The 13681-nt window shown below is 60.0% G+C and carries 12 protein-coding genes; 10 read left to right on the top strand and 2 right to left on the bottom strand.

Features of this window, described 5'->3' with window-relative positions:
• The first annotated feature begins 146 nt into the window (after positions 1–146).
• The 8 genes from NF685_RS12755 to NF685_RS12720 all read left to right on the top strand — a co-directional run bounded on the left by NF685_RS12755 (position 147) and on the right by NF685_RS12720 (position 7809).
• Positions 147–530 carry a glycerol dehydrogenase gene (locus tag NF685_RS12755; RefSeq protein ID WP_222546136.1) on the top strand — a complete coding sequence of 128 codons (384 nt, stop codon included), beginning with the start codon at positions 147–149 and terminating at the stop codon, positions 528–530.
• Positions 530–2725 carry a pyrroloquinoline quinone-dependent dehydrogenase gene (locus NF685_RS12750; protein WP_222546137.1) on the top strand — a complete coding sequence of 732 codons (2196 nt, stop codon included), beginning with the start codon at positions 530–532 and terminating at the stop codon, positions 2723–2725. The genes NF685_RS12755 and NF685_RS12750 overlap by 1 nt, the downstream gene beginning before the upstream one ends.
• Before the next feature lie 324 nt (positions 2726–3049).
• Positions 3050–4231 (top strand): glycosyltransferase family 4 protein, encoded by a 1182-nt coding sequence (locus NF685_RS12745; protein ID WP_252849905.1) that lies wholly within the window; start codon positions 3050–3052, stop codon positions 4229–4231.
• Positions 4228–4422, top strand: a complete 195-nt coding sequence (locus NF685_RS12740) for a hypothetical protein (protein WP_222546139.1) — start codon at positions 4228–4230, stop codon at positions 4420–4422. The genes NF685_RS12745 and NF685_RS12740 overlap by 4 nt, the downstream gene beginning before the upstream one ends.
• 11 nt (positions 4423–4433) lie before the next feature.
• A complete protein-coding gene (locus tag NF685_RS12735; RefSeq protein ID WP_222546140.1) occupies positions 4434–4727 on the top strand; it encodes a putative quinol monooxygenase in 294 nt (97 codons plus the stop codon).
• Between the two features lie 83 nt (positions 4728–4810).
• Positions 4811–5362 carry a dCTP deaminase gene (gene dcd / locus NF685_RS12730; protein WP_222546141.1) on the top strand — a complete coding sequence of 184 codons (552 nt, stop codon included), beginning with the start codon at positions 4811–4813 and terminating at the stop codon, positions 5360–5362.
• Between the two features lie 288 nt (positions 5363–5650).
• Positions 5651–6292 (top strand): gluconate 2-dehydrogenase subunit 3 family protein, encoded by a 642-nt coding sequence (locus NF685_RS12725; RefSeq protein ID WP_222546142.1) that lies wholly within the window; start codon positions 5651–5653, stop codon positions 6290–6292.
• A complete protein-coding gene (locus NF685_RS12720) occupies positions 6289–7809 on the top strand; it encodes a GMC family oxidoreductase (protein ID WP_252849904.1) in 1521 nt (506 codons plus the stop codon). The genes NF685_RS12725 and NF685_RS12720 overlap by 4 nt, the downstream gene beginning before the upstream one ends.
• Before the next feature lie 148 nt (positions 7810–7957).
• On the opposite strand, the gene murA is transcribed toward NF685_RS12720, so the two are convergent.
• Both murA and NF685_RS12710 read right to left on the bottom strand, forming a co-directional pair.
• On the bottom strand, positions 7958–9220 hold the full coding sequence (gene murA, locus NF685_RS12715) for a UDP-N-acetylglucosamine 1-carboxyvinyltransferase (protein WP_222546144.1): 1263 nt from the start codon (positions 9218–9220) through the stop codon (positions 7958–7960).
• A gap of 111 nt (positions 9221–9331) precedes the next feature.
• Positions 9332–9943 (bottom strand): Crp/Fnr family transcriptional regulator, encoded by a 612-nt coding sequence (locus tag NF685_RS12710; protein ID WP_252849903.1) that lies wholly within the window; start codon positions 9941–9943, stop codon positions 9332–9334.
• A gap of 291 nt (positions 9944–10234) precedes the next feature.
• On the opposite strand from NF685_RS12710, the gene NF685_RS12705 reads away from it, so the two are divergent.
• Together NF685_RS12705 and NF685_RS12700 are read left to right on the top strand one after the other, a co-directional pair.
• Entirely contained in the window at positions 10235–11041 is an 807-nt protein-coding gene (locus NF685_RS12705; RefSeq protein ID WP_222546145.1) for an OmpW/AlkL family protein, read from the top strand.
• A 195-nt stretch (positions 11042–11236) separates the two neighbouring features.
• On the top strand, positions 11237–13654 hold the full coding sequence (locus NF685_RS12700) for a TonB-dependent receptor (protein ID WP_252849902.1): 2418 nt from the start codon (positions 11237–11239) through the stop codon (positions 13652–13654).
• Positions 13655–13681: the final 27 nt, after the last annotated feature.

Below are 13681 nucleotides of genomic sequence, written 5' to 3'. Positions count from 1 at the left end.
ACACACGTGGCCGCAAACCGTCAGACGACGTTCCTGAACCGCAAAACCCGTCATCTCACCGAACGTATCATGGTTTTCACCGATATGTGTTGCCCTGTTCTGTTTGCCTTCAGGATAGTGTCCGCAGCTTGTCTCAAGGAGGTTTCATGACGTCTCGTACCAGACCCAGACGCGCTGGCGACTGGGCAACTTTGGCGCTCGCCATACTGATCGTCCTGTTCGGGCTGATTTTTGTTGGCGGTGGCGGTTATCTGCTGAGCCTCGGCGGCTCTGCCTATTACCTTATCTGCGGCATCGTTCTGCTGGCATCCGGCCTTTTCATGGCCATGGGCCGTCTGCTCGGCGGGTATCTTTTCCTGCTCGCATGGGCCGGCACGCTGGTCTGGACCATTGCAGAATGCGGCTTCGACTGGTGGGGCTGGCTGCCGCGCCTTTTCGGCCCGACGCTGATTGCCATTCTTGTCGTGCTCAGCCTGCCTGTCCTGCGTCGTCAGGATACGGTTCGTCCAGTTTCCCGCGGAGCCGTCTGATGCGTAAACCAGCTCTCATGACCGCCACCATTCTGGGTGGCATGATTTCGGCGACGGTGGCTTTTGCCCAGATCCCGCCCTCGACCTCGACACCCGGCGAAGACAACACGCCCGTCAGCGAGGCCCATAACGCCGGTGCCGGCCGCTTTGGCGGTCCGCCGCCTTCCGCCCCGCAGGCCCCAGGCGTAAATGCCGCAAACCTGCCCGATATTTCCGAAATCGGGATTGCCGACGTTCCCGCTGCCGTGCCCCAGATCGATGGCACACCAGCACGCGAGGACTGGCCTGCCTATGGTCGCGACTCCAACCAGACGCGCTATTCGCCACTGGAACAGCTGACACCGGAAAATGTCGGCAAGCTCAAGCGCGCCTTCGTCTATCACACGGGCAGCAAGCCGGGTCCGGGTCAGGCCAATAAATGGGCGGCTGAAACCACCCCCATCAAGGTCGGCAATTCGCTCTACATGTGTTCGGCCATGAACGACATGATGCGTATCGATGCCGCGACAGGCAAGGAAATCTGGCGTCATGACGCCGGGGTGAAATACCAGTCGATCCCCTACACCGCTGCGTGCAAGGGCGTGACCTATTACACCTCCTCGACCGTTCCTGAGGGGCAGCCCTGCCATAACCGCATTATGGAAGCCACGCTCGACATGCGCCTGATCCAGGTCGATGCCGAGACGGGCAAGCTGTGCGAGGGCTTCGGCTTTGGCGGTCAGGTCAACCTGATGCAGGGCATGGGCGAATCCGTACCGGGCTTCGTGTCCATGACCACCCCGCCGCCGGTCATCAACGGTATCGTCGTCGTCAATCATGAAGTCCTCGACGGACAGCGTCGCTGGGCCCCTTCGGGCGTGATCCGCGGCTACGATGCCGAAAGCGGCAAATTCGTCTGGGCCTGGGACGTCAATAACCCCGACGACCATCACCAGCCCGAGCCCGGCAAATTCTACAGCCGAGGCACACCGAATTCCTGGGCCGCCATGACGGGCGATAACGAGCTCGGCCTCGTTTATGTCCCGACCGGCAACTCCGCTGCCGATTATTACAGTGCCATGCGTACCGACAAGGAGAACGCCGTTTCGTCCTCCATCGTCGCACTCGACGTCAAGACGGGCGAGCCGCGCTGGGTCTTCCAGACGGCGCACAAGGACGTCTGGGACTACGATATCGGCTCTCAGGCCACGAAATTCGACTATCGTCATGCTGACGGTTCGGTCACGCCGGCCCTGCTCGTCCCCACGAAGCGTGGTCAGACCTTCGTGCTCGATCGCGCTACCGGCAAGCCGCTTCCGGAATTCCCGGTCGTCGAAAAACCTGCGCCTGCCAGCACCATGGCTGACGATCCGCGCAGCCCGACCCAGCCCTGGTCGACCGCTTTCCCGCGTCTTGCTTTCCCCGATCTGAAGGAAAGCGACATGTGGGGCATGTCGCCCATCGACCAGCTTTTCTGCCGCATCAAGTATCGCAAGGCACGTTATGTCGGTGAGTTCACCCCGCCTGCACTCGACAAGCCGAATATCGAATATCCCGGCTATAACGGTGGCAGCGACTGGGGCAGCATGGCCTATGACCCGGAATCGGGCATTGTCATTGCCAACTGGAACTCCACCCCGATGTACGATCAGCTCATCACCCGCAAGAAGGCTGATGCGCTGGGCCTGAAGCCAATCGACAACCCCACCTATAACCCGGCTGGCGGTGGTGCAGAAGGCAACGGTGCGCAGGCCGACACGCCTTACGGCATTGTCGTGACCCCGTTCTGGAACGAATACACGGGCATGATGTGCAACAAGCCGCCTTACGGCATGATCGAGGCCATCGACATCAAGACCAAGAAGGTCCTGTGGTCGCGCCCCCTCGGCACGGCTCGCGCGAATGGTCCCTGGAACATGCCAACCGGCCTGCCGCTCAATATCGGTACGCCAAATAACGGTGGCTCGGTCATCACCAAGGGCGGTCTCGTCTTTGTGGCAGCCGCAACCGACAACCAGATCCGCGCCATCGACATCAAGACCGGCAAGGACGTGTGGTCCGACGTGCTCCCCGGTGGCGGTCAGGCCAACCCGATGACCTATGAAGTCAACGGCAAGCAGTATGTCGCCATCATGGCCGGTGGCCATCACTTCATGATGACGCCCGTTACAGATCAGCTCGTGGTCTATGCCCTGCCCGACGAGGCAAAGCATTAAGCCGCACTGCCCTGAAACGGTGGTCTGACAGTCGTCTGACGATCGATACGCAGCAAGAAGGCCGGGGGACCCTCCCCCGGCCTTCTCTGTTTCCACTCCTGTTCTCGACGCGGCCCCCGATCCTGTTTCGGATCCCGCTCATGATCTGCGTTCTGTGATCCGATCCGGATGACGCATTAAGCGCAAACCGCGGATCGCGACAGCAGTGGCCCGAAAGCCCGCTATTCTGTTTCGCAGACGCACACAAACCCGGTTTATGGGTTTTTTGAGTATGGACTTCTCTTTCCTCTCCCGGCGGGACACGCTTCATGCTACCCGCAATTCATGTCACGCCGCTGTCCCCATATTCTTCAGGTTCTTCCGGCCCTCGGCACGGGCGGGATCGAACAGGGGACGGTCGAAATGGCCGAGGCGATCGTCGCTGCAGGCGGTCGTGCCGTGGTGGCCAGTGCCAGCGGCGCCCTGGTTCCACGCCTCCTGTCGGTTGGCGCACGCCATATCGAGCTGCCTCTCGGACAGAAATCGCCTTTCTCGATCATGCGTCATGCACGCATCCTCTCGCAGCTGATACGCGATGAGAGGATCGATCTCGTTCATGCCCGCTCGCGCGCGCCAGCATGGGCAGCCTGGCGCGCCACGAAACGCACCGGCATACCGCTGGTCACAACGTGGCATGGCGTCCACAATGCCGGATTTCCGGGCAAGAAACGGTACAATTCGGTTCTGGCGCGCGGTGCACGCGTCATCGCCATAAGCGCCTATATCGCAACGCGCCTGCGCAACGATTACCGTGTTGGCGATGACAGGCTGCGCCTGATCCCGCGCGGGGCCGATATGAGCCGTTTCGAGCCGGCCCTCGTCAATGGCGCGCGCATGCAGGCCCTCGCCGAAAAATGGCAGGTTCCTCCCGGTACACCTGTCATTCTCCTGCCCGGTCGGTTGACGCGCTGGAAGGGCCAGCTTTTCCTTCTTCGTGCCATGGCACAGCTGCAGGCTCTTTTACCCGGTGCATGGCTCGCCGTACTGGTCGGCCCGGCGGACCCCGAAGACGAATACGTCAAGGAGATCGCCGCAACCGCTGCCCGTCTCGGTCTTTCGGAACGACTGCGTTTTGCAGGGCTCTGTCAGGACATGCCTGCCGCCTATGCGCTGGCCGATGTCGTGGCAGTTCCCTCCCTGCGCCCTGAACCTTTCGGGCGCGTGGTGATCGAGGCGCAGGCCATGGGGCGACCCGTTGTCGTGACGGCCCAGGGCGGCGCCATGGAAACAGTCCTGCCCTATCGCACCGGTCTTCTCGTGCCACCCGACGATACGGCTGCGCTGGCCGATGCCCTTTTGCAGATCCTTACCCTGTCCGAGGGCGCGCGCACCCTGCTGGCAGAAACGGCGCGTCATCACATTGCAGAAAACTACACCACCCGGCAGATGCAGTCGGCAACGCTTGCTGTCTATGATGAGCTGCTCGGTAGCGATCTGTCGGACCAGTTTAGGACTTCCTTCTCATGACCCTTCCTGCACGCCCGGTACCGACCCTGACCGAAAAGGCCCAGGCCGATCTGGAAAAGCGTCTGGCGCGCGAGGCCGCAGCCCTGCGTGCCAATCTTCTGCGTCGCAAGGCGCAGGTACGCAATCGTGCCGTCAAGGCGCCTGAAGATCAGGACATGCCCGTCACGCCTGCCGAGACATCTACGCCCTGAAAGGAATACCCATGTCCAAGGTACTTTACGCCACCATGCGCGCCCTGCCCGGCAAGCGCGATGAACTCGCCCGTCTCCTCACGGCGCTCGCCGATGACGTGCGCAGCGAACCCGGCAATGAGCGTTTCGTGGTCTACACGCTTGAGGAAGACCCCGACTTTTTCCACGTGGAAGAAACCTATCGCGACGACGATGCCTTCAAGGCCCATATGGGCATGGAGCACGGCAAGGTGTTCAACAATGCCATCAAGACCCTGGTCGAGGGCGGTGGCTCCAAGGTCGTATTCCTGACCCATATCGCCTGAACCCGTCCTGCGGGTTTGCAGAGACATGCCGTCGCGGCTAGACCTGCAAACCCTTTTATCGTTCACATACCGGAAGTCACGCCATGCCCATCATGCCAGATAGCTGGATCCGTCAGATGGCTCAGGAAAAGGGCATGATCGAGCCCTTCGTCGAAGCCCAGAAACGCGAAGGCGTGATTTCCTACGGCCTGTCGTCCTATGGATACGACGCCCGTGTGGGTGAGGATTTCAAGATCTTCACCGATGTCGACAATGCGGTGGTGGACCCCAAGCATTTTGCCGCCAACAGCTTCGTCACCCGCACCGGCGATATCACCATTCCGCCCAACAGCTTCGCCCTCGCACATACGGTCGAGTATTTCCGTATCCCTCGCGATGTGCTCGTGGTCTGTCTCGGCAAATCCACCTATGCCCGCTGCGGCATTATCGTGAACGTGACCCCTCTCGAACCGGAATGGGAAGGTCAGGTCACCATCGAGATCAGCAACACCACAAAACTGCCTGCACGCATCTATGCCAATGAAGGCATCTGCCAGTTCCTGTTTTTCCAGGGCGCCTCGCCCTGCGAGACAAGCTATGCCGATCGCGCAGGCAAATACATGAAACAGCTTGGCGTCACGACACCGCGTCTCTGATATCACCGAGGTCATGAGGCTTTGCCTCATGCCCCGCACTGAACGACCGTCCTTCCGGAAACAGCTCAATCGCAGCCAGATTCAAGGGATATGTCTCTCGCCGGGAGGTCGGACCGCGCCCTGCAGCAGCGTTTTCATACCGGCAACCCGACCGCTCCCGCGCGACTCGACACTGCATCGGGAATGCATTTTTGAGAAGCATTCTCAACAACTTGACGGGCGTAGCGCTCTGAAACTTTACCCATGTCGGGCATGTTAAAAGCGTCATCACGGTTTTGGGAACGCACCATGAGCCAGACATCTCTCCCCCCCGCCATAGACCCGGATTATCTGGCTCTGCTGGATTCGGATCGTATTTCGGGCCGCACGCGCCAGATCATGGAAGAACGTGCCCAGACCAGTGATGCCGATTACACGCCACGCATTCTGTCCGGTTCTGCCTATGAGACACTTGGCGCACTGACCGCACGTGTCCTGCCGCAGAAAGCCGTACTGAACGATGCCAGCATCAATCTGGCCGCCCGTATCGATGCCCGATTGGGAACGGCAGGAGATGGCTGGCGCTTCGCAACCCTTCCCCCTGACCGCGAAGCTTATGAGTGGGCCCTGATCGGCCTCGACGATCACGCGCGCTCCACGCAAGGCAAATCCTTCGCCGCTCTGGATGCCGCGACACAGGATAACCTTGTTCATTCCATAGCCGAAGGTGCACTCGCGACGGACAGGCTGGATGCCACGCAGATGCGTGCATGGTTTGCCGATCTGCGTGCCGACTGCGTCCAGATCTTCATCTCCCATCCTGCAGTGCAGGCGCAGCTCGGGATCGACGCCGTTTTCAATGGTGGCGACGGGTTCTTCCAAGGCTTCTCCGAAATGGGAGAAGGTGTCGAGGAAGACTGGGAACCCAGAGAAAAAGGGGGTGCGCTATGAAAACCCGTCGTTTTGCCGATAACGAAGTTGTCGACGTCGTTGTGATTGGTACAGGTGCCGGTGGCGCCCCGCTTCTGGCGGAACTGGCCCGGTCGGGCATGAAAGTCGTCGCGCTCGAAGCCGGACCGCATTTCGAGCCCAAACAGCACACGCCCGATGAAGCGACTGCCTCGGAAATCTACTGGCTGGAGGAACGCCTTTCCGGCGGCGCCAACCCCATGGCCTTCGGTGGCAATAACAGTGGTACGGGTGTGGGTGGCTCCATGCTGCATTTCGGGGCTTTCATGCCACGTATCGATGCACGTGACATGAAGCTGCATAGCGAGACCGGCAAGGGGGTCGACTGGCCCTTCGGTTTCGAAACGATCCGTCCCTTTATCGAACGCGTCGAACACGAAATCGGCGTATCAGGGCCGGAAAACTATCCGTGGGATCCCGAGCGCCGCTATGCCTATCCGCCGCCGCAGCGCAACGGAGCGGCCCAGATCATGGCGCGCGGATGCAACGCACTGGGCATACGCAATGCCGATGGCCCGACGGCCCTGATCACGCGCGACTGGGGAGACCGCAAGGCCTGTACCGGGTGCGGCGCCTGTCATCAGGGGTGCCGCAACGGCGCAAAGTCGGGCACGGATGTAACATACCTGCCGCGGGCTATCGCAGCAGGCGCGGAAATACGGCCCAACTGCTTCGTCCACGGAATCGAGCGCGATTCCTCTGGACGTGTAACCGGCGTCGTCTATCGCGAGGGCAATGAAGACCGGGTTCAGAAATGCGCCACGCTCGTCCTCTCCGCCGGTGCCGTGGAAACAGCCCGTCTGCTTCTGCATACGGGTCTGGCCAATCGCAGCGGCCAGGTCGGGCGCAACTACATGGCCCATATTTCGACGCAGGTCTGGGGCACATTCGACGAAATCATCCGACCCAACAAGGGTTACCCCTCACTGACCATCACCGAAGACATGATGCGCCCAAAAGATGCCGATTTTGCAGGCGGCTATCTTATCCAGTCTCTTGGCATGATGCCCCTGACATGGGCCACCGGCGTTGCGCGCGGGCGCGGTCTGTGGGGTGAGGAACTGACGCGCTATCTGCGCGGTTACAACTATATGGCCGGTCTCGGCGCGCATGGCGACTGCCTGCCCAATGACGACAATCTCGTCACGTTATCCGACGAACCGGGTCGTGCAGGCGTGCCGAAGCCCAAGATCACGTTCAGCTACGGTCCCAACGAGCAGGCCATGCATGAGCACATGGCGCGCACCATGACGGCAATCTGGGAAGCCGCCGGCGCGAAGGACATCTGGGCCATGGATCGCGCTGCCCATATGATTGGCACCTGCCGCATGGGGACCGACCCTGATCACTCGGTCGTCGATCCGTTCGGTCGCAGCCATGACATCGACAATCTGTGGATCTGCGATCACTCGGTCTTCCCAAGTGCGACCGCTGCAAATCCGGCTCTGGCCATCATGGCGCTCAGCCTGCGCACGGCAGAAGCCATTAAGGAGTGTTGAGCGCTCCGACCGGGTGGGAAAGCGCATAAGGGGGCGCTGTCCCGCCCCATGCAAAAGGGCTCGCCCCTTTCACTCAATACATAAGCGGACTTCACATAAGCAGACTTCCGGAGGACCGTGATCCTCTGGAAGCATCCCAATGTCCCGATCAGTCGTGGATACGCTCGATATCTGCGCCGACCGCAGAAAGCTTGCGGTCCACGGCCTCATAACCGCGATCAAGATGATAGATACGGCTGAGTGACGTCTCACCCTGTGCGCCCAGACCCGCAAGGATCAGAGAGAACGACGCGCGCAGATCGGTCGCCATGACAGGCGCACCGGAGAGATGGTCCACGCCGCGGATGATAGCGGAAGAGCCATGAACATTGATGCGCGCACCCATACGATTGAGCTCTGGCACATGCATGAAACGGTTTTCGAAAATCGTTTCGGTTACCATCGAGGCGCCTTCGGCTACGGCCAGCATGGCCATGAACTGGGCCTGCATATCGGTCGGGAAGCCGGGATAGGGCTCGGTCATGATATCCACACCTTTCAGCGCGCCCGTGCGGCGTACACGAATGGCATTTTCCTCTTCCAGCACCTCGACCCCCGCTTCCTCAAGCGTGCGCACCACGGCCCCGAGATCGCGTATACGACCGCCGATCAGACGCAGATCACCGCCGGTGATACCGGCTGCACAGGCATAGGTACCGCATTCGATACGATCGGCCATGATTGCATGCTGTGCGCCTGACAGCGCCTCGACGCCATCGATAACGAGCGTACCCGTGCCGGCGCCGCTGATGCGCGCGCCCATGCGGTTGAGACATTCCACCAGATCGCCGATCTCGGGCTCACGCGCCGCATTGACGATCTCCGTGCGTCCCTTGGCAAGGGTCGCTGCCATGAGCAGGTTTTCAGTCGCGCCGACAGAGGCAAAAGGCAGAAGAATCCGATCGCCCACCAGACCGCCTGGCGCGCTGGCATTGATATAGCCGTTCTCCAGACGAATGGTCGCGCCAAGCGTCTCAAGCCCCTTCAGATGCAAATCGACAGGGCGGGTGCCGATGGCACATCCGCCAGGCAGCGACACACGAGCCTCATGCGCACGGGCAAGTAGCGGACCGAGCACCAGAATCGAGGCGCGCATTTTCGAGACGATATCGTAAGGCGCCTCGACAGAGGTGATCGGACCGCCGATCGACAGCGTCCGTCCCTCGGCATCTACCGGCTCGACGGCAATACCATGCTGGCGCAGCAGCACCTGCATGGTCTCGATGTCGGCAATTTTGGGTACGTTGGAAAGAATGAGACGCTCGGACGTCAGAAGCCCCGCAACCATGAGTTTGAGACCGGCATTCTTGGCGCCGCCAATCACGATCTCGCCTTCAAGACGCCTGCCGCCACGTATGATGAAACGGTCCATGATCTGTCGCTCCTGAAGGATGAGGCTCTATGCGGGAAAGGGTTCTCTCTCCCGCGTCATCATGGCTACGTCAAGGCATCAATTGGACCGGTCCATCGGGGTATTCTCCCCTCACCCGCCGCGTGACAGAATCTCAAGTGCAGGCAGGTTGAGCAGGGTGATATGCGTGACCTGTGTAATCGTGATCAGCTTCTCGCGCTGCAATGCATTCATCGTGCGGCTGACGGTCTCGATCGTCAGTCCGAGATAATCCGCAATCCCCGTGCGAGTCATCGGAAGATGAATGGCAACCGCCTTTGTTGGCGAGCGGTAATGCTGCTCCAGCAGAAAGCTGGCCAGACGTTCGCGCGCGGTCTTTCGCCCCAGCAGAAGCATGCGGCGTTGCGCCTGAACGAGCTCGCGTGAGGCTTCTTCCATCAGGCGCAGTTCGAGTGCCGGAAACTCCCGGCGCAGTGCACCAAGGCCGGTACGCGAAAAACGACAAAGGGAGAGCGGGCCAAGCGCCTCGGCGCTGAACGCATAGGTTGTCCCGCTCGCAAGCCCCAGAAAATCACCCGCCTGCCCAAACCCCGTGATCTGGCGTCTGCCGTCGGGCATGAGGGTGAAAAGCTTTACGTGACCTGCCGTGACAATGAAGAAATCATTGGCTGGCTCACCTTCCTGTATGAAGGTTTTTCCTGGCGCGACCGCAATGCGGTGAGAGTATTGCGCGAGTCGTACCATCTGCTCCGGATCGATTACCGAACATATGCTCCGTGATCGTGCCTCGCAGTGGACACACAGCCCAGAACTGCCGCAGGGTCCGAGTGTGCTGATACTGTCTCTCGTCTGCACATCCATCGTGACTAAGACCCTCGAATTTCATTCTTATTCTTGTTTTGTTAACATTACGTCATATACTGTTGCCAATTCCCCACGGTCATTATCCACGTTGTAGCGGCTTTGACATGGATCAAGGCACGGCATCATAACGCATGGTGAGAGAACGTCACTGTTTAATCACGGATGACGTTGATGAAGACCTCTTTCAAAGTTTCCACCGCTCTTCTGACCGGTTTTGTTGCAGCCGCCGTCGCTGCACCGGGTGCCCAGGCTCAGACGACCCCCGTCGTCAACGCTCCGGTCACCACGAACATGGTGCTGGCGCCCCAGGCCCAGGCGATGGCCGCACCGCGCTCTTCCTCCAGCGACGAATGCGGTCTGTTCAAGACCTGCTCCACCACGAAGATCGGCCTCGGCAAGGGTGACTTCATCATCCGCCTGTCCGCTCTCGGCGTTATCCCCCAGGATCGCGACAGCAAGCTCTGGCTGAACGGCGCCGCCATCCCCGGCCGCGTCAAGACGACCAACCAGGTCATGCCGGAACTGACGTTCGAGTATTTCTTCACGGACAACGTCTCGATCGACCTGATCGCAGCCAGCACGCGTCATGAAGTGGCCGCCAAGGACACACCGCTGGGCGGCATCGATGTCGGCAGCGCCTGGGTTCTTCCGCCCACCATCACGCTGGCCTGGCATTTCCGTCCGCACAAGCGCTTCAACCCGTATGTGGGCGTGGGCGCGACACTCGCCTGGTTCCACAACGTGTCCCCCGCTGGCGGTCTGGTGCAGAAGCTCAACGTTGGCGTGACAGGCGGTCCGTCGGTCAATGTCGGCTTCGACTATCAGCTGGTCGGCAACTGGTTCTTCAACGTCGATGCCAAGCAGATGTTCATGCGCATGCATGCCTGGGCGAACGATCGTGGGTCGGGCGCCTTCATCAAGGCTCATGACTCTCTCGACCCGACAGTTGTCGGCGCCGGTATCGAATACCGCTTCTGATTTCCCCTCCCCGGGACGATCGGAACGAAAGGGCTGCCCGTTATCGGGCAGCCCTTTTGCGTTCATGAACCGGTTTTCGACCTTTCTCGCGAGTCATCGTTCTGTAATCCGCAAATCACCGAAGCTTCACACACCGTAACGAACTCTCCGCATAGGGTGCGCCGCGACCGAGCCGCCTTAAAGGAAAATTCACAAATGAAGCTTCGCCAGCAGCGCCATCTCCTTACGCTGTCTCTCTTCTGTTCCCCCCTGGCCCTGCTGAGCGGTTATGCTCAGGCTGCAGATACAAAGCTTCCCGTCCACCAGAATGCGGCTCCTGCCTCGCAGGCTCATGCGCAGCACAGCGCGCGCAAAGCCAGGGCGCTGGTTTCAACCGCGCCGGCAGAAGAAGTTATCGCCACGGCGCGTCGCACGCGTTCCGAGCAGAGTGTCGGCCACACACAGCTCCAGCGCATCCTGCCCGGTGTCAGCCCGCTCAAGGCACTGCAGATCCTGCCGGGCGTCGTGTTCAACAATGCCGACCCCTGGGGCAATAACGAACAGAATTCCTCACTGTTCATCCACGGCTTCAACCAGAACCAGCTCGGCTATACGCTCGATGGCATTCCTCTGGGCGATCAGGCCTATGGCAATTACAACGGCCTCTCGCCCCAGCGCGCGGTAATCAGCGAAAACGTGGGCAATGCTACCGTAGCAACCGGTTCCGGTGCGCTCGGCACGGCCTCGACCTCGAATCTGGGCGGCACACTGCTGTTCTCCTCGCTCGACCCCAAGCAGGAAATGGGCGGTCAGCTCGACCAGACCTTCGGCAGCTTCTCGACTTTCCGCACCTTTGCCCGATTCGATACCGGCAATTTCGGCAACGGCAACACGGCCTATATTTCATGGGCGCGACAGGATGCCCGCGCCTGGGACTTTGCCGGTCATCAGGGCGGCAATCAGGTCAACGCCAAATTCGTCCACAAGGGCAGCAAGGACAAGATCACCTATTTCTTCGACTGGTCCGACAAGGTCGAGCCGAATGAAGACGGTATTGTGCTGCCCAACGGCTATGGCACCTATGTGCGCCCCTTCACCTACCCTGATTTCAACTATGCCAAATCCTATCTGAATTCGGCGGCCTACAAGAATGCCGGGCTGAATTACCGCAACTACTATTCCGCCGCCCAGCGTCAGGATTTTCTGACCTATCTGGGCTGGCAGCACGATTTCAGCAGCAACCTGCATTGGGACAACAAGCTCTATTATCACCATAATCTCGGTGAGGGTGTGGTGGCCGGCCCGATCACGGCAGCGGGCCTGCCCACGCTGTTCGGCGCCTATTTCCCCAATCAGAGCTCAAGCCAGCTCAGCAACGTGTTCGGTGGCTCGGGCTATGCCACACGCACGACCGAATACTGGGATAATCGCGGCGGTCTGCTCACCACCCTGCGCTACAAGCTGGGCCATCACGACCTTGAGGTCGGGGGCTGGTACGAGCGCAACAACAACACGCAGGCCCGTCGCTGGTATCCGCTGGATGCCAACAACCCGACCACACCCTATGATCGCCAGCAGGATGCGCTGATCAAGCAGTACACCAACTATTTCTACACCAACACTTTCATGACCCATCTGCAGGACAGCTGGAAGGTCTCGAAAAACTTCACCCTCTCCGCAGGTTTCAAATCCGAGCTGGTCTATACCAATGGCACGCTGCCGGTTGCTGGCAAACCGGGCTCACTCTCGCCCGCAACAGCGGTGACCGTGCCGGGGGGCACTATTGCGGCCGTCAAACCGTTCCTGCCGTCTTTCGGCGCCTTGTGGAACATCACGCCCAACGAGCAGTGGTTCGCCAATATCCAGGAAAACATGCGCTCCTATCAGGATGCGGGCTATGGCAATGCCACACCCTGGGGCGCCACAAGTCAGGCGGCTTTCGAGGATTTCAAGAAGCACGGCAAGGTCGAAACGTCATGGACCTATGAAACCGGGCTGCGCACCCATCACCATGTCAATCTTGGCCCGCTGACCGATATCTCGGCACAGGCCGAATACTACCATGTGCATTTCTCGAACCGTCTGGTCGCCATCGCCACCACGCAATCGCTGTCCTCGATCATCGGTTCGGCCACGACACTCGCCAATGTGGGCTCAGTCACGACAGACGGTATGGATTTCTCCTTCACCGCGCAGTTCGGCCCGCATTTCTCGATCTATAACGGGCTCAGCTATAACAAGTCGGTCTATAACGACAATTACAGCTCCGGCACGTCCACCATCCGCATCGCAGGCCGCAATGTGGCGGGTCAGCCGGACTGGACCGAGAAATTCGTCGCCACCACGAACTGGGGCAATTTCTACGGCCAGTTCATCGGCGATGTCATGGGCAAGCGCTACACCACCTACACCAACGATCTCTGGGCCTCGCCCACCGCACAGTTCAGCATGAATGCGGGCTACACCATTCATGGCATTCCCCATATTCCGGCCTTGCGCGTTCAGGGAAATATCACCAACCTGACCAATACGCGCGGCTGGTCCACGGTCAGCACCACGCAGACCTCAGGCCAGTTCACAGCCTATCCCATCGCACCGCGCATGTATTTCCTGACGCTGAGCGCCAACTGGTAATCTGATCAGATACCGAATGGAGGCAGC

Source organism: Asaia lannensis NBRC 102526, assembly GCF_024054035.1.
In the GTDB taxonomy this organism is placed as follows: Bacteria; Pseudomonadota; Alphaproteobacteria; order Acetobacterales; family Acetobacteraceae; genus Asaia; species Asaia lannensis.
This window is presented reverse-complemented; position numbering and strand designations above follow the sequence as displayed.